Origin of the sequence: Pseudomonas sp. Sample_24 (assembly GCF_004307605.1) — a bacterium.
In the GTDB taxonomy this organism is placed as follows: Bacteria; Pseudomonadota; Gammaproteobacteria; order Pseudomonadales; family Pseudomonadaceae; genus Aquipseudomonas.
Genome location: NZ_RCNW01000466.1, coordinates 1 through 20734, shown reverse-complemented (window position 1 = coordinate 20734; position 20734 = coordinate 1). Strand labels below are relative to the sequence as shown.

The 20734-nt window shown below is 58.2% G+C and carries 17 protein-coding genes and 1 pseudogene; 10 read left to right on the top strand and 8 right to left on the bottom strand.

Annotated elements, in window-relative coordinates; genetic code table 11:
* The 3 genes from D8V06_RS26725 to D8V06_RS26715 form a co-directional block, all read right to left on the bottom strand.
* Positions 1 to 496 (bottom strand): biotin/lipoyl-binding protein (locus D8V06_RS26725; RefSeq protein ID WP_130932136.1); only part of this gene is annotated, 496 nt, incomplete at its 3' end.
* Positions 497 to 500: 4 nt separating this feature from the next.
* Entirely contained in the window at positions 501 to 701 is a 201-nt protein-coding gene (locus D8V06_RS26720) for a DUF1656 domain-containing protein (RefSeq protein WP_056855407.1), read from the bottom strand.
* Positions 691 to 2826, bottom strand: a complete 2136-nt coding sequence (locus tag D8V06_RS26715) for an FUSC family protein (protein WP_130932135.1) — start codon at positions 2824 to 2826, stop codon at positions 691 to 693. The genes D8V06_RS26720 and D8V06_RS26715 overlap by 11 nt, the downstream gene beginning before the upstream one ends.
* A 154-nt stretch (positions 2827 to 2980) precedes the next feature.
* On the opposite strand from D8V06_RS26715, the gene D8V06_RS26710 reads away from it, so the two are divergent.
* From D8V06_RS26710 to D8V06_RS26700, 3 genes are all read left to right on the top strand, one after another.
* Positions 2981 to 4036 carry a tetratricopeptide repeat protein gene (locus D8V06_RS26710; protein ID WP_130932134.1) on the top strand — a complete coding sequence of 352 codons (1056 nt, stop codon included), beginning with the start codon at positions 2981 to 2983 and terminating at the stop codon, positions 4034 to 4036.
* 154 nt (positions 4037 to 4190) lie between these two features.
* Complete coding sequence (locus D8V06_RS26705) at positions 4191 to 5693, top strand: ATPase domain-containing protein (protein ID WP_130932133.1); 1503 nt, start codon at positions 4191 to 4193, stop codon at positions 5691 to 5693.
* Positions 5693 to 7360, top strand: a complete 1668-nt coding sequence (locus D8V06_RS26700) for an ATP-binding protein (RefSeq protein WP_130932132.1) — start codon at positions 5693 to 5695, stop codon at positions 7358 to 7360. The genes D8V06_RS26705 and D8V06_RS26700 overlap by 1 nt, the downstream gene beginning before the upstream one ends.
* An 18-nt stretch (positions 7361 to 7378) precedes the next feature.
* Here D8V06_RS26700 and D8V06_RS26695 read toward each other — a convergent pair whose 3' ends face one another.
* The 5 genes from D8V06_RS26695 to D8V06_RS26675 all read right to left on the bottom strand — a co-directional run bounded on the left by D8V06_RS26695 (position 7379) and on the right by D8V06_RS26675 (position 13921).
* Positions 7379 to 7756, bottom strand: coding sequence for a response regulator (locus D8V06_RS26695; protein WP_056855412.1), 378 nt, complete (start codon positions 7754 to 7756; stop codon positions 7379 to 7381).
* A gap of 77 nt (positions 7757 to 7833) precedes the next feature.
* Positions 7834 to 9015, bottom strand: coding sequence for a hybrid sensor histidine kinase/response regulator (locus D8V06_RS26690; protein WP_056855413.1), 1182 nt, complete (start codon positions 9013 to 9015; stop codon positions 7834 to 7836).
* Positions 9009 to 9602: a chemotaxis protein CheB gene (locus D8V06_RS26685; protein ID WP_056855414.1), complete on the bottom strand. Its 594-nt coding sequence runs from the start codon at positions 9600 to 9602 to the stop codon at positions 9009 to 9011. Before D8V06_RS26685 ends, D8V06_RS26690 begins: the two co-directional genes overlap by 7 nt.
* Positions 9599 to 10432: a protein-glutamate O-methyltransferase CheR gene (locus tag D8V06_RS26680; RefSeq protein ID WP_056855415.1), complete on the bottom strand. Its 834-nt coding sequence runs from the start codon at positions 10430 to 10432 to the stop codon at positions 9599 to 9601. Before D8V06_RS26680 ends, D8V06_RS26685 begins: the two co-directional genes overlap by 4 nt.
* Positions 10433 to 13921, bottom strand: a complete 3489-nt coding sequence (locus D8V06_RS26675; protein WP_130905585.1) for a response regulator — start codon at positions 13919 to 13921, stop codon at positions 10433 to 10435.
* 257 nt (positions 13922 to 14178) lie between these two features.
* Here D8V06_RS26675 and D8V06_RS26670 point away from each other — a divergent pair, with 257 nt between their 5' ends.
* The 7 genes and pseudogenes from D8V06_RS26670 to D8V06_RS26635 form a co-directional block, all read left to right on the top strand.
* Positions 14179 to 14550 (top strand): response regulator, encoded by a 372-nt coding sequence (locus D8V06_RS26670; RefSeq protein WP_130905586.1) that lies wholly within the window; start codon positions 14179 to 14181, stop codon positions 14548 to 14550.
* 129 nt (positions 14551 to 14679) lie between these two features.
* The gene (locus D8V06_RS26665; protein WP_130905587.1) at positions 14680 to 15984 is read left to right on the top strand and encodes a glycosyltransferase; all 1305 of its coding nucleotides are present in this window, start codon (positions 14680 to 14682) and stop codon (positions 15982 to 15984) included.
* A gap of 23 nt (positions 15985 to 16007) precedes the next feature.
* On the top strand, positions 16008 to 16913 hold the full coding sequence (locus D8V06_RS26660; protein ID WP_130905588.1) for an AraC family transcriptional regulator: 906 nt from the start codon (positions 16008 to 16010) through the stop codon (positions 16911 to 16913).
* 331 nt (positions 16914 to 17244) lie between these two features.
* Positions 17245 to 18555 (top strand): sugar ABC transporter substrate-binding protein, encoded by a 1311-nt coding sequence (locus D8V06_RS26655; protein WP_130905589.1) that lies wholly within the window; start codon positions 17245 to 17247, stop codon positions 18553 to 18555.
* A gap of 199 nt (positions 18556 to 18754) precedes the next feature.
* Positions 18755 to 19654, top strand: a complete 900-nt coding sequence (locus D8V06_RS26645; RefSeq protein WP_236708491.1) for a sugar ABC transporter permease — start codon at positions 18755 to 18757, stop codon at positions 19652 to 19654.
* Between the two features lie 10 nt (positions 19655 to 19664).
* Entirely contained in the window at positions 19665 to 20495 is an 831-nt protein-coding gene (locus D8V06_RS26640; RefSeq protein WP_130905591.1) for a carbohydrate ABC transporter permease, read from the top strand.
* 129 nt (positions 20496 to 20624) lie between these two features.
* Positions 20625 to 20734, top strand: a pseudogene (locus tag D8V06_RS26635) (ABC transporter ATP-binding protein); the annotation flags it as partial.

The window sequence follows — 20734 nt, the reverse complement described above, 5'->3', positions numbered from 1 at the left end:
CCAGTTGCACGTTGGCCTGGGCAAACCCCAGATTGGCCTGGTTGCGCAGCAAATCAGCTTCGGCCACCGATACATCGGTGTTGGCTTTTTCCCACTCTTCGCCGGAGATCGCCGAGCGTTCCTTGAGGGTCCGCCGACGGCGTTCTTCGCTCTGGCGCTGGCGAAGCAGTGCCTGGCTGGCGACAATCGTTGCTTGCGATTGCCCCAGTGAGGCCTTGGACACCTCCACCGCGCGCTTGGCGTGTTCCACTGCCAGGTTGTAGCGCGAGGGATCGATCTCCAGAAGCAACTGGCCCTTGTCCACATGCTGGTTATCCTGCACGTTGAGTTTGACGATGCGTCCGGCGACATCAGCGGACAACGTCACCACATCGGCACGTACCCTGGCGTCCCGGGTCCACGGCGCGCGCGTGTAATGCTCCCAGGCAAACCAGCCGAGCACAAACGCCAGCGCTACCACGGCTAACGTCGAGAGTCGGGCAAGAATCGTCTTCAAGGCATCAGGCTCCCATCCACAGAATCAGTGTCGCGCACACGCAGGCGTACAGCGCGCCTTCGAACAACGCTTCATGCCAGACCAACCGCAGCACGCCGAGGCGGCGCAGCAGCCAGTCCAGCAGCAAAAATATCGGCAGCCCCAGCAACAGTGCCTGGGCAATCGGCGGCAGATAAACACCGCCTATTTCCAGATCAATGGGCAAGTGTCGGTTCTCCTTGGGGTGCTGTGGATTCAAAGTGGCCGCGGTGTCGTTCCAGGAATGACACGACGATCAGCAGCGCTACGCGCATGCGGAACACCGACCATAAATGTTCATGCACGCTTGAATGCAACGCGTCCAGTTCATCACCCAAGCTGTGCAGGCTGCCTAGCACGCGATCGACATCGATATTGGCCCGGCCGGCGACCAGGCGCCCGGTTTCCCGAACCGTGGCGAATAAACGCTCCTGCGTCTGCGGGTTCAACAACACGTTGTTTTGCCCCTGCTGCCTGAGCTGATTCAAGGCAATGCCCAGGGCCATACTGCCAAGACTGACTTCGAACAGTTCCCGCGAAGACGAGTCCTCGATGGCTGGCAACAAGCCCAGCATCATGGTCAGGCGATCGACCATGCGGCTTTCGAAAGCAAACTGGTTTTCATCGGTGGCCGCAGCTTTGAGCAAGGCGTAGACCTGTTCGCAGTTTTCCTGGTGCAACCGACGCATGCGCAGGCCGGGCCTGAAGGGGAAAATCAAGGCATAGACACTCAAGGCAAGAGCGGCAGCGCACACGTAAGCACCGGCAAATTCGAACCATTGAATCGCGGTGTTCTGGCCCAAACCGGTGTTTTGCGGACCTAACAGCAAAAACGTGGTCAGCCCCAGACCGATCCCGATCCCTGTGGTCGGCGGGCTGGACAACCCGACGGCGACCGCATACAGCAATGGCACCAATAACAAAGCGAGCAATTCGAAGCTGCTGATCATCGGTACCAGGGCGAACTGAAGCACCGCCGACACGACCAACGCCAACCCCAACCCTCTGGCGTAACTCTGGACTGCCAGCAATGGCCGGGGAAATGTCGCCATCAACGAACAGAGAATGCCGGTCACGATCATCCCGCCCCGCGCGCCGTCCCAGCCGGTTTCTATCCAGATCAGGCCCGCGACCATCAGCGCGCTGTAGGCGCGGATAGCGTTCATCGCCGCCAGCGTGTAATCCAGATGCAAGGGATTCTTCTGCCCACGAAACATGCTGCTGGCGCCGCGCCCGCTCTGGATCGCGTCGCTCAACTCAAGAATGGTTTCCAGCTGCTGCAGCATTCGCGCCTGTTCCCAGCGCAAAGACCATGACAGCGAGCGTAATGTCGCCTTGAGCGGTTCGGTGAGCTGTTCCGAGCGATAAGCCAGCGCATCAAAACGCTTTTGCAATACCGCAAACTGCCGTCGTTGCTCCGCCGGAAGTGCGCGCCCTTGCCGGGCCAATTCATCGAGAAACTCCAGTTCTTCGGTGAGCAACTGCCGAATCTCCAAGGGAATCTCACCCTCCCAGCGCTCCAGCAACAATTCGCGCTGATGGCGCAACGCAGTCAGCCGTGCCGTCAACAGCACCAGTTGGTTGCCCAACAATTGCACCAGATCGTCGGCGCTGCGCAACCGCGGTGCATCGTAATAGAGGTGGCGGCGAACGCCTTCCAATGCACCAATCTGCGCAAGCAGCTGCATTTGTCGGCGATGGAACTCGGCCTCGCTTTCTTCAGTACGGATGACGGCGCTGGCGTGCGTGGCCAGCAGCTTGATCACCTGATCGATCCGCGCGAAGTAATCCTTGGCCACGGCTTCCGGGCGTGCGGTCAATAGACTCACCACGCAAACACAGGCCACCGCGAGCAATGTTTCGGTGACACGGGTGACGGCCAGCAAAAATGTGCCGTCAGGTTCCGGCACGGCCAGCAAACCGACGACCACCGCCGTATACCCGCTGAGTACGAATGCCTGCGAACTGGTGTAGCGCAACAAGGTGCCACCGGCAGTACACAACGCCAGCCACAGGGACAGCGTGATAAGAAACGGCACCGGCGCCTGGGGGAAAATCGCCATGATCAGCACCGCCACAGCCGCGCCAAGCGTAGTGCCGATGACCTGGCCGAAACTGCGGGCCAAGACCATGCCGGCCAAGGGCTGGCTAATGATGACCACGGCCATGATCGACCATTTGGGTTGCTCAAGATCGAACACAAATGCCAGGTACAGCGTCAGCAACCCGGCCGCAATGGTTCGCAAGGCAAACAGCAACACCCCGGGGCCGGGGTGAAGGATCGCCTTGAAGTACTGCAAAAACGGCTGCATGGAACGCTCGTTGATTGCTATTCAGCAAGCGTAGACACTGCTTCGCAACCTCGACAACCTGAAGAAAGCGCTTTGCAAGCGCCCAAGGTTTGACTCACAGCCCTGCCTGACCGAAGCTGATCACTTTGCAAAAGCTTGCCAGCCCGGATTCTGCATGCCCAAGTCCCGCCGTTACCTGCTAATCAGCCTCTGTGTCCTGTTCGCCATCGGTCTTGCGTGGGCGTTTCTGCGCAGTACAACCCCTGTGATACCCGAGGCCATCAAGCGTGGTTACAGCGAAGCTCTGGAAAAGGCCCGGGCCGGCCAACCGGGTGCGGCACGGGTGCTTTACCAGCAACTGGCCCGGCCTGACATTTCGCCGAAACGACGCGTCTGGCTGCATGCCGAACTGCCCAACTATCCGAGCTCCGTCGCGCTGAAACTGGCTGATGCGGATTTGCAGCATGAATCAGCGGACGTGCGTATTGCCGCGATCAAAAGCATCAGCGGGCTGGTGTCCAGTGGCCAACGCACTCTGTTGCTGGGGCCATTGCTCGATGACCCCGAGCAAAGCGTACGCCTGGCCGCGGTCAACGCATTGCTCGGGCTTTCACCGGATGACCTTGGTCTGTATTTCGCGCCGCTGGAGCAGGCCATCGATGCCTGGCAGCAAACGCTCAAAAATGCGCCGCAGAGTGCCGAAAACCAATATCAATTGGCGCGGTTGTATCTGCACAATGCCCAATTCAAAGAAGCCCAGCAGGCTCTTGAAAATACTTTGCGCCTTGCCCCGGACAATTTGCCGGCGCTGGTGATGCAGATCGAGGTGCTGGATAAACTTGGTCAGAACGACGCCGCTCGCCAGTTGCTGGCCAAACAACTGAAGGCGCAGCCCGATTCAGCCTATTTGCAACATGCACTGGGGATGTGGCTGTTGCATCACGGACAAAGCGAGTTCGCCCTGCTCGGACTGTCCAAGGCCGTGGAGCTTGAACCGGACAACAAGGATTACCGCTATGACCTGGCCACCACGCTGCACGGTGAACAGGAACTGGCAGCGGCGCAGAAGCAATTGCAGGATATCGTGCAGCGACACCCCAACGATCGCCGGGCGCGGGTGCTGCTGATCAACTACTGGAAGGAAAGCGGCCAGTTGCAAAACGTACAGATCCTGCTGGCCCAACTCGAACAGCTCAATCCGGATGATCCGGCCTTGCAGCAAGGTCTGTAAGGACGCGCTCTCTGCTGTGTTTCCTTATGCGCATCAACCGCCCATAGCAGAAAAGGTTGAACCGTCGTCTCGACAAAGGGTCAAGTGAAACAGGCAGCCTATAATGGCCATCGTGCCAGCAGCCTCGTTTCCCCTATTCAAGAGAGGGCATTATTTGTCTATATCCAACGAGTTGATCAGCACAAAAGCGGCCACAGGTATTGAAGGCCTGGATGACATCCTCAATGGAGGGTTGTCCCGCGGCCATGTGTTTTTACTTGAAGGCGAACCAGGTACCGGCAAGACCACTGTCGCATTGCATTTCCTCATGGCTGGCGCTGAAGCCGGCGAGCGTTCGTTATACATCACCCTGTCTGAAACCGAACACGAGTTGCGCCAGGGTGCCCGTTCCCACGGTTGGGAGCTGGGCGAAAACGTCCATATCTTCGAACTGACGCCGCCCGAAAGCGTGTTGAACGCCGAGCATCAGCAATCACTGCTGTATTCCTCCGATCTGGAGCTGGGTGAAGCCACACGACAGATCTTCGAAGTGGTCGAGCGGGTCAAACCGACCCGCGTAATCCTCGACAGCCTGTCTGAAATCCGCTTGTTGGCGCAGAGTTCACTGCGCTACCGCCGCCAGATCCTGGCGATCAAGCATTACTTCGTGCGCTACGATGCCACGGTGTTGTTGCTCGACGACCTGACCACCGAATCTTTGGATAAAACCGTGCACAGTGTGGCCCACGGTGTGATTCGCCTGGAGGAGTTGACGCCCAATTACGGTGCCGAGCGCCGCCGTATCCGTGTAGTGAAATACCGCGGCCAGAAATACCGTGGCGGTTTCCATGACTTCACGATCATGACCGACGGCGTGCACGTGTTCCCGCGCCTGGTGGCCGCCGAACATCGCGGCAACTACGTCCGGCGGCAGTTGACCAGCGGCATTGCCGAAATGGACGCGCTGCTCGGTGGCGGCATCGAAACGGGTTCCAGCACGCTGATTCTCGGGCCGGCCGGCACTGGCAAATCGCTGATTTCGATGCTGTTCGCCGCCGCCGCAGTGGCTCGGGGCGAGAAAGCAGCCCTGTTCATCTTCGACGAAGAGCTTGGATTGCTGTTCGAGCGGATGAAGAACATCGGTATCGATCTGCAGGCGTTGCAGGATGGCGGGAACCTGCTGATCGAGCAGGTGGATGCCGCCGAACTGTCCCCTGGCGAGTTTTCCCACCGGGTGCGGCGCTGCGTCGATCAAGGCAACATCAAGACCGTAGTGATCGACAGCATCAACGGCTATCAAGCGGCGATGCCAGAGGAGAATGCCCTGGTACTGCACATGCACGAGTTGTTGCTTTACCTCAACCGCAAAGGCGCTGCGACCTTCATGACCGTTGCCCAGCATGGACTGGTCGGCGACATGCAGGCCCCGGTGGACATTACCTACCTGGCCGACTCAGTGATTCTATTGCGCTACTTCGAAGCCTTGGGCAAAGTCCGCCGGGCCATTTCAATCATCAAGAAACGTACCGGCAGCCATGAAGCAACTATCCGCGAATACCGCATTAGCGCCAAAGGCATGACCATCGGCGAACCGTTGGAAGCCTTCCAGGGCGTACTGCGCGGCGTGCCGACCTATATGGGTGCGAGCATTCCATTGCTTGGGGATGAAGGCCAGTGATGACCCAACCTGCGACATCCGAACGCGCAATCATTCTCGCCCCGCTGGGGCGAGACAGTCAGATTGCGATGATGTTGCTCAAAGAAGCAGGGTTCGACGGGATCATCAGCCAGGATTTACCGCAACTGTGCAGCGAACTGGAGCAAGGCGCCGGTTTGCTGCTGATCTCTTCCGAAGCGCTGTTGCGCAGTGATCTGGGGCCGCTGTTGACCCTCATCGATCAACAACCGGCCTGGTCGGACTTGCCGATCGTTTTGCTGACGCACCACGGTGGCCCGGAACAGAACCCCGCTTCGCGCTTCGGGCCGCAGTTGGGCAACGTCACGTTCCTGGAACGTCCTTTTCACCCGGAGACATTGATCAGCCTGGTGACCACCGCCTTGCGCGGCCGTCGACGACAGTACGAAGCCAGGGATCGGCTGGTCGACTTGAGCCAAAGCGAACTGCGCCTGCAAAACACCCTGGAAACCCTGGAACAACAGGTCGAAGAGCGCACCGCGCAATTGCGCCACAACGAAGAAGCTTTGCGTCAATCCCAGAAGATGGAAGCGGTTGGCCAACTCACCGGCGGTATCGCCCATGACTTCAACAACATGCTCACCGGCATCATCGGCAGCCTGGAGCTGCTGCGCCGGCGCCTGGCCCGCGGCCGCATCGAAGACCTGGACAGCCTGATCGATCTTGGCGTGACCTCGGCCAACCGGGCCGCTGGTTTGACCCATCGCCTGCTGGCGTTTTCTCGCCGGCAGTCGCTCGATTCCAAACCCGTGGAAATGAATACGCTGGTGGTTTCCATGGGTGAACTGTTGCAACGCAGCATCAATGAGAGCATTCGCCTGGACATGCAGTTGAGCGAACAACTGTGGGTGGCCGAGGCCGACCCCAATCAACTGGAAAGCGCCCTGCTCAACCTGGTCATCAATGCCCGCGACGCCATGCCCAACGGCGGCAAACTGGTGGTGACCACTTCGAACCAACATCTGGAAAAGTCCTTTACCGACCTGCACAGCAATCTCGAACCCGGTGATTACGTGACGCTAAGCGTCACCGACAATGGCTGCGGCATGCCGCAGAGCACCATCAACCGCGCGTTTGACCCTTTCTTCACCACCAAGCCGATCGGCCAGGGCACCGGCCTTGGATTGTCGATGATCTATGGCTTCAGCAAACAATCGCGGGGCCACGTCGCCATTCAAAGCGAAGTGGGTGAAGGCACCACGGTGAGCATTTATCTGCCGCGTTACGGTGGCGATCTGCCGCAAGATCCGCCGGTGGACAGTCACCACCCGCTCTTCGCGCAGAATGGCGAAACCGTCCTGATCGTTGAAGACGACCCGGCTGTACGGGTGCTGGTCAGCACGGTGCTCAGTGATTTGGGCTATGCCTTCGTCGAAGCGTGCGATGCCGACAGCGCCCTGCCGATCTTTGAATCCGCGCAACGCATCGACCTGTTGATCAGCGATGTCGGACTGCCCGGCATGAACGGCCGGCAACTGGCAGAAATCGGCCGGCAGTTCCGGCCCGGCCTGAAAGTACTGTTCATCACCGGTTATGCCGAACACGCGGCCGTACGCGGCGGATTCCTCGATCCGGGCATGCAGATGATCACCAAGCCATTCACGTTTGACCTGTTGACGGCCAAGGTGCGGGAGATGATCAGCGCCTGAAGCGGCCTCTGCCGGGATTCAGGAGAGCATGTCCTGCATGATTTCCTGTAACACGTCCAGGTCGAATGGCTTGGCCAGTATCGGTGCCGAGCGGGTGATCGGGCTGTCTGTTTCACGGATTTCCTGCGGGTAGCCGCTGATGAAAATCACCTTCAGCTCCGGTCGCAGTTTTACCGCGGGCTCGGCGATCTGCACGCCGGAAATCCCACCCGGCAGGCGGAAGTCAGTGATCATCATGTCCAGGTGCGGCTTGCTGGCGAGAATCTCAAACGCTTGCTCGCCATTCTCGGCCTGCAACACCCGGTAGCCCTCCCCCGACAAATAGGCCGACAGGACCATCAGAATCGAGGGGTCATCTTCGACGATCAGTACGACGTCTTGTGCATCTTCACTCATGGGAAGCCTTTGTTCGGTCAATAGCTGCTGATACGACCGTAGGGTCGATCAGAGGTTGCGTTTATCGGGCTGTTTTCCTACAGCGGCAGACAAACGCGAAACAGGGCGCCTTCGCCAATCCGGCTTTCGACGGTAATGGTACCGCCATGGGCGGTGACAATCTGTTCGGAAATAAACAATCCCAAACCCAGTCCGGCGACGGCGTGCTTGGCCGACACCCGCTCGAACTGCTGGAAAATCCGTTGCTGGTTTTCTTCACTGATGCCGATTCCGCAATCACGGACTTCTATCCGTGCTTCGCCGTGCTCACTGTACACCTTGACGCTGATCGGACTCTTGGCGCCGTAGCGCAAGGCATTGGTCAACAGATTGGAAACTACCTGCTCAATGCGGAATTCGTCCCAATTGCCGACCACCGGTTGTTCGGCTTCAAGTGTCACGGTCGCTTCGGCGGCTTCGATCTGTTGGGCAAAATTTTCCAGCAGGGCGCGCACCAGGGCCGAAAGATCAAACCGCGTGGGGCGGATCGACAATTTGCCGGTGCGGATGCGTGACACATCGAGCATGTCTTCGATCAGCCGGATCAGGCTTTTGATCTGCCGTTCGTCGCGATCGACCATGGCGTGCATTTTGTCGAGGGTGAACGCCGAGGCGTTATCCCGGGCCAGGTGCATCTTGCGCAGCTGGGTTTCGAGGATCAGGCCGTTGAGCGGCGTGCGCACCTCATGGGCGACAATCGACATGAAGTCATCGCGCATGCGTACCGCCTGTTGCAATTCCAGCTGGGTGCTCTGCAATTGCTTGAGCAGCGCTTCTTGCTCGCGGCGACTTTGCTCGAGTTCTTCAACTTGCTGTTTCATCGCCTTGCTCTGGCGGAACAGCTCGACGAAAACGTTGACCTTGCTCTTGACCGCATGGATGTCCAGCGGTTTGTGCAGGAAGTCCACAGCGCCGCTTTCGTAGCCCTTGAACGCGTAATTGAGCTCACGACCGGCGGCACTGACAAACACGATTGGAATGTTCTTGGTTTTTTCCGTACCGCGCATCAACTCGGCCAGTTCGAAGCCATTCATCCCAGGCATCTGTACATCGAGAATGGCCATGGCGAATTCGTGTTGCAGCAACAGCGACAAGGCCTCGTCGGCAGATTGCGCTTTGTAGACGGTACGGTCTTCACGCTTGATCAGCGCTTCGAGTGCCAACAGATTCTCCGGCAGATCGTCCACGATCAGCAGTTTGGCCTGGATATTACTTAGCATGCGATTCGTTCCAGCTCGACAAGCAGACGGCCGATGCCGCGGATAGGGAGAATGTGGTCAGGTTGGTGAATATCCAATGCTGCCTGGGGCATGGTTGCAACCTGGGCTTCCTGCGGGTCTTGCACGATGGTCAGACCACCGCGCTGCTTGACCTGCGCCAGACCGTTCGCACCGTCACGGTTGGCGCCCGTCAGCAAGACTGCCGCCAGGCTGGGACCGTAGGCGTCGGCGGCAGACTCGAACAGGTAATCGATGGCCGGCCGCGAATGATGCACGCGGTCTTCCAGGCTCAGGGAAAAGCTGCGGTCCTGTTCCACCGACAAGTGATAGCCGGGCGATGCGAAATACAGGGTGCCGGACACCACCGGAGTCTTGTCGCTGGCTTCCTGAACCGGCAGCGACACGCGCCGGGCGAACACTTCCGCCAGATGGCTGCGACGCTGTTCCGGCAAGTGCAACACGACAATGATCGGCAACACGAAGCCTGCACGCAGCGGGCCGAGAATACTCAGCAGCGCCTCGACCCCACCGGCCGAAGCGCCGATCACGATCGCTTCTACTGAAGGCAAACCCGTTGCGCTGTTCATGATTTTCGATAAATCCGTTCTTGTTTGACCAGCGGTTCGAACTGGTTGCCGAAGGCTGAAAAATCCGGGGTTTCCTTGCTGCCCAGCACCAGGAAACCACGGTGGCACAGCGACTCATGAAACAAACCGAAAGCCCGATCCTGAAGTTTTTTATTGAAATAGATCAATACGTTACGACACGAAATTAATTGTGTTTCTGAAAATACACTGTCGGTAGCCAGGCTGTGGTCGGCAAAGGTCACGTTCTCGCACAGCGACTTGTCGAAAATGGCGTAGCCATACGCCGCCGTATAGTAGTCGGCGAACGAGCGTTTACCACCGGCTTGCTGGTAGTTGGAAGTGTAGGCGCGGACATTCTCCATCGAGAATATTCCCTGCTTGGCCTTGTCCAGCGAGCGCGGATTGATGTCGGTTGCATAAATGATGGTGCGCTCAAGCAAGCCCTCTTCACGCAGGAGGATGGCCATCGAATAGACCTCCTCCCCCGTGCTGCAGCCAGCAATCCAGATCTTGATCGACGGGTACGTCTTGAGTAGCGGCACCACTTCCTGGCGGATGGCCAGGAAGTGCGAAGGGTCGCGGAACATTTCACTGACCGGAATCGTCAGCAATTGCAGGAGCTGCATGAACGCCATTGGGTCATGCAGGACTTTTTCCTGGAGGGCCGAAATGGTGTTGCATTCGAACTGACTCAGCGCATGGCTCACCCGGCGCTTGATGGAAGCGCCTGAATAATCACGAAAATCGTAGCTGTACTTGAGGTAGATGGCCTCGATCAACAACCGCAACTCTATCTCGCTGATTCGTTCCCCTGAATAATTGCGCTCCACTTAGATACGTTCCATCTTTGGCAACCACACACGGATCAACGAAAACAACCGATCCAGGTCGATGGGCTTGGCCAGATAATCATTGGCGCCTGCTTGCAGGCAGCGTTCCTGATCGTCCTTCATGGCCTTGGCCGTCACCGCGATGATCGGCAACTTGCGCCAGCGCGGGTCCTTGCGGATCTCGATGGTGGCTTCAAAACCATCCATCTCCGGCATCATCACGTCCATCAACACCAGATCGATGTCTTCCACTTCATTCAATCGCTCAATCGCTTCCCGGCCGTTACGGCCGATGACCACGACCGCACCTTTATGCTCCAGCGCGCTGGTGAGGGCGAAGATGTTGCGTACATCGTCGTCCACCAACAGCACTTTGCGTCCCTCGAAGACTTTGTCGCGGCTGCGGGCAGTCTTGAGCATCTTCTGTCGCTCATGGGACAACCGCGATTCGACTTTGTGCAGAAAAAGTGTCACCTCATCCAGTAAACGCTCGGGCGAGCGCGCGCCCTTGATGATGATCGAGCGCGAATACTTGCGCAGTTCCGCCTCTTCATCCCGGGTGAGGTTGCGTCCGGTATAGACAATCACCGGCGGAAACGAGCAGATATCTTCGGTAGACATGCGCTTGAGCAAGTCATTGCCGAGCATGTCCGGAAGCTTCAGATCGATGATCATGCAATCGAACATCGTGCTTCGCAGTAAGTGCAGTGCATCCTGGGCCAAGCCGACCGCGGTGATCTCGATGTCATCGTCGCCAATCAACCGGGAAATACTGTCACGCTGCAAATCGTCGTCTTCAACCAGCAAGACGCGCTTGACCTTCTGGGTCAGTTTGGCTTCCAGACGCGAGAAAACGTCCTTGAGTTCTTCACGGGTGGTCGGTTTGACCGCATAACCGATCGCGCCCATGTGCATCGCCGCTTCGACCCGGTCCTCGACCGAAATCACGTGCACAGGAATGTGCCGGGTTTCGGCGTGTTCCTTCAAACGTTGCAGCACGGTCAAGCCGGAATGGTCCGGCAGGCGCATATCCAGCAGGATGGCATCGGGAATGAACTCCCGGGCCAGGTCGTAACCTTCGTCGGCACCGTGGGCCACCAGGCAGTGGTAGCCCAGTTCATGCGCGAGATCGAAGAGGATGTGCGCAAAGTTCGGCTCGTCCTCCACCACCAGGATGCAACGCGAGGTGAACGGCGCCTTCTGCCGGTCATCATTGAAACGCGGAATATCTTGCGCCACCACCGACGCCACGGTAGCTGGCGCAACATAAGGTGCAATCGCCACCGGCGCGGCACGCATCGGTTCGACCGGTTCTTCTCCGGGCTCAATGTACTGCTGCGGCAAGACCAGGGTGAATACACTGCCCTGCCCCGGCGTGCTGCTCACGCTGATGGAGCCACCGAGCAGGGCCGCCAGGTCGCGGGAGATCGACAGCCCCAGACCGGTTCCGCCGTATCGCCTGTTGGTGGTGCCGTCGGCTTGGCGGAACGCTTCAAAAATGCTTTCGTGCTGATCGGCGGCAATGCCGATGCCGGAATCACGGACGCTGAAGGCTATGCCATTGTTCGGCGCTGCGGCGACGCTCAGGCTCACGCTGCCTTTTTCGGTGAACTTCACCGCGTTGGACAACAGATTCTTGATGACCTGTTCCAGGCGCTGACGGTCGGTGAACATCATCGCGGGCACGCCGTCCTGCAAATCGACATGGAATTGCAGCTGCTTGTCCGTTGCCAACGGCTGGAACATTCCGCGCAGGCCGTCAACCAGACGCGCAACACTGGTGTTCTCCGGGCGAATCTCGAGCTTGCCGGCCTCGACCTTGGAGATATCGAGAATGTCGTTGATCAGGTTGAGCAAATCGTTGCCGGCGGAGTAAATCGACTCGGCGAACTTCACCTGTTCGGCGCTGAGGTTTTCCTGAGGGTTTTCCGCCAGCAACTTGGCCAGAATCAACGAGCTGTTCAATGGCGTGCGCAGTTCGTGGGACATGTTGGCGAGGAATTCGGACTTGTACTTGCTTGAGCGCTGCAACTCTTCGGCGCGCTCTTCGAGCTGGATCTGCGCCTGATTGAGTTCAGTGTTCTTGAGGTCCATGGCGTCGCGTTGTTGGGCCAGCACTTCGGCCTGTTCGGCGAGTTGTTCATTGGTCTGTTCCAGCTCGACCTGTTGCGTCTCGAGATGGGCCTGGGATTCCTTGAGAATCCGCGACTGCTCTTCGAGTTCTTCGTTGGCGGTCTTGAGTTCTTCCTGCTGCACTTGCAACTCTTCGTTGAGTTGCTGGGTTTCGGCCAGCACTTCCTGCAAGCGCTGACGATAGCGCGCAGCCTCGATAGACGTGCCGATGTTGCCGGCAATCAACTCCAGCAATTCGATGTCGCGGTCAACCAAGGGCCGCAGGAAACCCAGTTCGATAACACCGTTGACCCGGTCGTCATCACTGGTCGGCACCACCAGCACACTGCGTGGCAGCCCTTCACCGAGGCCGGAGCTGACCTTGAAGTAGTCGCTCGGAACGTTGTCGAGGCGAATCAACTTGGCCTGATGCGCAACTTGACCAACGATGCCTTCCTCACTGTAGATATGTTGCTCAAGTGCCTCCTGGTCGCGCGAAAAACCGTAAGACGCCACGCGCCGCAGGCCACCGTGTTCTTCGCGCACGTAAATCGCCGCCACGGCGCTGCCCAGGTACTGCGCGCAGAATTGAAGGATGTTGCGCCCCAGCAAATTCAGGGACAGTTGCCCCAATACTTGCTCGGCCAGTTCGGTCTGGCCGTTGCGCAGCCACGCTTGTTGCTCCAGGCGCTGAGCACTGGCTTGCTGCGCAGCCAATGTCGCGGAGTAGCTTTGCGACAGGTTCAACAGATCACGACGGCCGATGTAGGCCAGCAACGCGCTGATGCCCGCGATAAACAGCAGATAAAGGCCAATGCTCCAGACAGTGGTGCGCCGCACCTCTTCATTGCGCGTGGCACGCAGTTGCTGCTCCATGTCGATCACGTCTTCGAACTGCTTGCGTATCTCGTCGGTCAGGCGCTTGCCTTTGCCGGCGCGGACCGCGCTGCGGTAATCGCCGCTCGATCGCTGCAGATCAATCATCGATTGCGCGTAATTGGCCCACTCTTGTTGCAACGACTGCAGGCGATGCAAGCGATCGGTCTGGACCGGATTGTCAGCCGTCAGTTCGAGCAACGTATTGAGCACCACCTCGACCCGAGGCTTAGCCGTTTCATAAGGTTGGAGAAACTTTTCGTCGCCACTGAGCAGAAACCCGCGCATCCCGGTTTCCAGGTCGACCGTCAGCTTGACGGCCTCATTGGCGTTATTGATGACCCGATCGGTGTGCTCGACCCATTGGATCGTCGACAGCAGATAGGTAATCAATGACACGAAGAAAACAGCGCTGATGGCGCCGACACCCAGCGGCAGGCTGATATTGCGGCTCAGGAGTTTGCGGAATCGTTGCTCATCAACCAAAGACGCAGAGGTCATGGGGCAGGCCTTGTCGAACTGTCAGAATTGGGCGAGTTTGCCCCAAAACTGGCACATTGATCCATTTTTCTCACATGTTTTAACGCCAGGTCCTACATTCCCCTGCGCCAGTTGATGGACGCGGGTATCCTTGCCTGACATGTGCGACCAATCTTTTTCCGTCCCTCGGGAACTTGTCGGGAGCCGTCACTTACTCATGCAAGAGACCGGCGCTTTCGCAAGCCGGCAACCGCCAATCATTTTTCAGGAACCCCACTATGTCCACCGCCAATGCGTCCACCATTCTTGTCGTCGAAGACGATGCCATCGTGCGCATGCTGATCGTCGATGTGCTGGAGGAGTTGGAGTTCAAGGTACTTGACGCGGATGGTAGCGAACAGGCGCTGGAGTTCCTCAATGACGAGGACCAGCACATCGACTTGATGATGACCGACGTCGGCCTGCCGGTGATGGATGGTCGGGAACTGGCCATCCAGGCCCGGATGCTGCGCCCGCAATTGCCCATCCTGTTCGCCAGTGGTTATGCGGAGAATATTGACGTGCCCGAAGGCATGTCAGTGATTGGCAAACCGTTTTCGATCGATCAGTTGCGAGACAAGGTCCAGGGAATTCTCGCGCAGTCGAAGTAAGCTGGTTTGGATGAACAACAATTGCTGGTGATCCGCATTCGATTCAGGTGACCTGGAAGGTTACGTACACTCTCACCTGTTTTTCCCTGGTATCGCCTTATTCTCGTTTGTAGCCTGGAACAATCGCCCATGAATCAACCTCGCCAAACCAAAGTCCTGGTCATCGGCTACGTCTGGCCCGAGCCCCGTTCTTCGGCGGCCGGTGGGCACATGATGCAAATTCTCGAGACCTTCTTGCAGCAAGGTTGGGACATCACCTTCAGCAGCCCTGCCGGTTATGGTGAGCAGCGCGCTGACCTGACGTCGCTGGGCATTCGCGAAGTGCCGATAGAATTGAATAACAGCAGCTTCGACACATTCATCCGCGAACTCGCGCCGGATGTGGTGCTGTTCGACCGTTTCATGATGGAAGAACAGTTCGGCTGGCGCGTGGAAAAACACTGTCCCGACGCCGTTCGCGTGCTGGAGACGTCGGACCTGCAGAGCTTGCGTGATGCCCGGCAGCAACGTCTCAAACAGCGTTTGAAGGCCAGTGACGACGCGAATGACTTCAGTGAACTGTTTGCGCCCAGCCTGCGTGAAGAGTTTGAGTTCATGGCCGATAACGATCTGGCCAAGCGTGAGATTGCCGCGATCTATCGTTGCGACTTGAACCTGATGATTTCCGAAGTGGAAATCCAATTGCTGATCGAACAGTTCAAATTGCCCGCTACCCTCTTGCATTGGTGCCCGCTGATGGTCGATCTGCCGAGTGTGGCGCCGGCCGCATTTGAAGACAGGGCGCACTTTCTCAGCATTGGTAACTTCCGGCACGCGCCCAATTGGGATGCGGTGTTGTGGATGAAAACCACGATCTGGCCGCTGATTCGCGAGCAACTGCCCGCGGCGCAACTGCACATCTATGGCTCATACACGCCACCCAAGGCAACAGCACTGCATAACCCGGCCCAGGGATTTCATGTCATGAACTGGGCAGAAGATGCCTTGCAAGTCATGTCGGCGGCTCGAGTGTGCCTGGCACCGCTGCGTTTCGGTGCCGGCATAAAGGGCAAGATTGTTGATGCGATGCTCTGCGGCACCCCCAACGTCGCGACGCCCGTAGGGGCGGAGGCGATGCATGGCGACGAAGCCTGGCCCGGCGCTGTCGCTTGCACCGCTCGCGAGATTGCCGATCAGGCTGTGCAACTGTACACCGACAAGCCTCGCTGGCTTGAAGCACAGGCGCATGGCCAGACCTTGCTCGCCAACCGCTACCGGCAATCCTTGCATGGCCCGGCGTTGATTCAGCGACTGATGGAATGTCGACAGAATCTGGCGAACATTCGACGGGATAATTTCACCGGCAGCATGTTGCGCCATCACCACCACAAAAGTACCCAGTACATGGCGCAATGGATTGAGGCAAAGAACCGGAATACGATCGACGCCATGTAACCAAAACACAAAAGCGCCCTGCCATGACCCGAATCGCCAGAGTCACCGACCCTTCCTACGAATTGATGGACGACCACAACGGCTTGTCCATCATCTATCGTCAGCACGGTTTTCCTTGTCCGTTGGTGCGCTGGCATTTCCACAAGGAATACGAACTGCACCTGATCGTCGCCAGTTCCGGCAAAGTATTCATCGGCGATTACATTGGCAATTTTTATCCCGAAACCCTGTTTCTGACTGGCCCTAACCTGCCCCATAACTGGATCAGCCAGGTCGCCGAAGACGAAGTCGTGCCCAAGCGCGACATGCTGGTCAACTTCACTGACGAGTTGTTCGACAGTGGCTATCAGGTCTTCGCCGAACTCAAGACCCTCGCGCCACTGCTGGAGCGCGCCAAGTACGGCATCGAGTTTCGTGGCAAGCAGACGATTGGCCGAGCGATGGACCTGATGCAACGCATCGCCGATAGCACCGGCGTGACCCGGCTCGGGCACTTTTTCATCCTGCTGGAATTGCTGGCCGCTACTGACGACTATCAGTTGCTGTCCGGCGCAACCACGCCGCAACTGGCCGACGAACACAATATTGATCGCACCAACCGTGCAGTGGATTACATTTTTGCCCATTACGCCCGGGACTTGACGCTGGAAGAAGTGGCCGAGCATCTGGGCATGAAGCCGACCTATTTCAGCCGGGTATTCAAGCAGGCCACCGGGCGCAACTTCATCGAGTTCGTCAATCGCCTGCGTATCAGCAAGTCCTGCGAGTTGTTGGCCGATGGTGATAAAGCGGTGACCGACGTTTGCTTCGAGTCGGGCTTCAACAACATTTCCAACTTCAACCGACGCTTCCAGCAGCTCAAGGGCATGACGCCTTCGCATTACCGGCGGTTGGTGGTGCAGCGGTTGACCGAACAAAACCTCGGTTAAATACCGCGCAAGCTTTTGTAGGAGCAAGGCTTGCCCGCGATAGCGACCTCAAATACGCCATCGCGGGCAAGCCTTGCTCCTACAGGATGTTTGGCGACCTTGGGGTAGCGAAGACCTGTACGGATTCAATACCCCTGCCTCGCTGGAACCCCCTTCCCTGCGTCTACATCGCCAAACAGCAGTGCAAAAAAGTATCGATCCCAGTGCGATGGATGATTTGTCTCGCCCGCCATTGAAGGCTGTAATCAGCACAGATTCTTCCAGCCTTCGGAAGACACAAAAACAATAACTGTCCTTCTGTTGCCCTTCGGGTGCAGAAAAGGAGTGCTCGATGCAACCTTCAGTCAAAGCTCTGCTTGCCCTCACCTGCATGACCCTCAGCAGCGTCACCCTCGGCGCCCAGACCCTGACCATCGCCACCGTCAATAACAGCGACATGATCCGCATGCAGAAACTCTCGAAGACCTTCGAGGCCGAGCATCCAGAGATCAAGCTCAATTGGGTGGTGCTGGAAGAAAACGTTCTGCGCCAGCGTCTGACCACCGACATCGCCACCCAGGGCGGGCAGTTTGACGTGCTGACCATCGGCATGTACGAAGCGGCACTTTGGGGAGCCAAAGGCTGGCTGGAGCCGATGAAGGACCTGCCGGCCAGTTATGACCTCGACGACGTGTTCCCGTCGGTGCGTGAAGGCCTTTCGGTGAAAGGCTCGTTGTACGCCCTGCCGTTCTACGCCGAAAGCTCGATCACCTATTACCGCACCGACCTGTTCAAGGACGCCGGTCTGACCATGCCCGAGCGCCCGACCTGGACCCAGATCAGCGAATTCGCCGGCAAACTCACCAACAAGGACAAGGAACAGTACGGCATCTGCTTGCGCGGCAAGGCCGGTTGGGGCGAGAACATGGCGTTGATCACCACCGTGGCCAATGCCTACGGCGCCCGCTGGTTCGATGAAAAGTGGCAACCGGAATTCAACGGCCCCGAATGGAAAAACGCGCTGAACTTCTATGTCGATACCATGAAAAAATTCGGTCCGCCGGGCGCATCGAGCAACGGTTTCAATGAAAACCTCGCGTTGTTCAACAGCGGTAAATGCGCGATCTGGGTCGACGCCAGCGTTGCCGGTTCGTTCGTCACCGACAAGACCCAGAGCAAGGTCAGCGATCACGTCGGCTTCACCTACGCGCCCCATGAAGTCACCGACAAAGGCTCGGCCTGGTTGTATTCCTGGGCGCTGGCGATCCCGACCAGTTCCAAGGCCAAAGACGCGGCAAAAACCTTCAGCACCTGGGCCACTTCCAAGGAATACGGGGCACTGGTGGCCGAGAAAGACGGCATCGCCAACGTGCCGCCAGGCACTCGGGCCTCGACCTACAGCGAGGCCTACATGAGCGCCGCGCCATTCGCCAAGGTCACACTCGAATCGCTCAAGGCAGCAGATCCGAGCAAGCCGAGCGCCAAACCGGTGCCGTACATCGGCATTCAATTGGTGACCATTCCCGAGTTCCAGGGCATTGGCACCCAGGTCGGCAAATCCTTCTCTGCGGCGCTGATCGGCCAGACCACAGTCGACCAGGCCCTGGCCGCCGCCCAGCAAACCACTGAACGAGAGATGAAGCGCGCCGGTTACCCCAAGTAACCCGTAAACATCCATTTTTGTGGCGAGGGAGCTTGCTCCCGCTGGGCTGCGAAGCGGCCCCTGCGATCTAACAGTCGCAACGTGCGAACCGGTTTTACGACGGCTTCGCCGCCGAGCGGGAGCAAGCTCCCTCGCCACAGAGAACTCGTCGGACAACGAGCAAGTGATCACCATGAATACTTCAACTGCCAAAGCTCACATGGAAATGCCCCAACCGGTACGCAAGAGCCGGTTGGTCAACCCCGGCTGGTTTCTCGTCAGCCCTTCGGTAGCGTTGCTGCTGTTATGGATGATCGTGCCGTTGGGAATGACCGTCTACTTCTCGACGATTCGTTATAACTTGCTCAATCCCGGCGAGAACGAGTTCATCGGGCTGGAAAACTTCACCTATTTCCTTACCGATTCGGGGTTCCTGCCCGGTGCCAGCAACACCCTGTTGCTGGTGGGCAGTGTTCTGCTGATCAGCGTGGTGTTCGGCGTGTTGATCAGTGCACTGCTGGAGGCCAGCGAGTTTTTCGGTCGCGGCATCGTGCGGGTGTTGCTGATCTCACCGTTCTTCATCATGCCCACGGTTGGCGCGCTGATCTGGAAGAACCTGATTTTCCATCCGGTGTCGGGGATCCTCGCCTACGTCTGGAAGCTGTTCGGCGCGCAACCGGTGGACTGGCTGGCGCACTACCCGCTGCTGTCGATCATTATCATCGTCTCGTGGCAATGGCTGCCGTTCGCGATCCTGATCCTGATGACCGCCATGCAGTCCCTCGATCAGGAACAAAAAGAAGCCGCGCGCCTGGACGGTGCCGGGCCACTGGCGATTTTCTGGCACCTGACCCTGCCGCACCTGGCGCGGCCGATTGCGGTGGTGGTGATGATCGAAACCATCTTTCTGCTCTCGGTGTTCGCCGAAATCTTCACCACCACCAACGGCGGCCCCGGCTACGCCTCGACCAACCTCGCCTACCTGATCTACAACCAGGCGCTGGTTCAGTTCGACGTCGGCATGGCATCTGCCGGCGGCTTGATTGCGGTGGTGATTGCCAACATCGCGGCCATCGTCCTGGTGCGGATGATCGGCAAAAACCTGACCGACAAAGCCTGAGGCCCGCGCCATGACCCTACAACAATCCCGCCGCCTGCAAAGCCTGCTGCTCGGCACCCTGGCCTGGGCCATCGCGATCCTGATTTTCTTCCCGATCTTCTGGATGGTGCTGACCAGTTTCAAAACCGAAATCGACGCGTTCGCCACGCCGCCGCAGTTCATCTTCGCACCGACCCTGGAGAACTATCTGCACATCAACGAGCGCAGCGATTACTTCAGTTTCGCCTGGAACTCGGTGGTGATTTCCTTCTGCGCCACGGCCCTGTGCCTGCTGATCGCGGTGCCGGCCGCTTACTCGATGGCCTTCTACGAAACCCAGCGCACCAAGGGCACGCTGCTGTGGATGCTCTCGACCAAAATGCTGCCGCCGGTGGGTGTGCTGATGCCGATCTACCTGCTGGCCAAGAGTTTCGGCCTGCTCGACACGCGCATCGCGCTGATCGTGATCTACACCCTGATCAACCTGCCGATCGTGGTCTGGATGATTTACACCTACTTCAAGGACATCCCCAAGGACATCCTCGAAGCCGCCCGCCTCGATGGCGCCACGCTGTGGCAGGAAATGGTCCGCGTGCTGCTGCCGATCGCCAAGGGTGGCCTGGCCTCCACGGTTTTGCTGTCGCTTATCCTGTGCTGGAACGAAGCCTTCTGGTCGCTGAACCTGACCTCATCGAAAGCGGCGCCGCTGACCGCCTTGATCGCTTCGTATTCCAGCCCCGAAGGGTTGTTCTGGGCCAAGTTGTCGGCGGTCTCGACCCTGGCCTGCGCGCCGATCCTGATCTTCGGCTGGATCAGCCAGAAGCAATTAGTGCGCGGCCTGTCGTTTGGCGCCGTGAAATAAACGGTTCGCCCCTTGTAGGAGCCAGGCTTGCCGGCGAAGGCGCCCGTCAAATTGCCTTCGCCGGCAAGCCTGGCTCCTACGAAAAGCCGTCCGGTTTAAATGAATAAAAACATGCGGAGGCCCATCACCATGGCCAACCTGAAAATCAAGAATCTGCAAAAAGGCTTTGAAGGCTTTTCCATCATCAAGGGCATTGACCTTGAAGTGAACGACAAGGAATTCGTGGTCTTCGTCGGCCC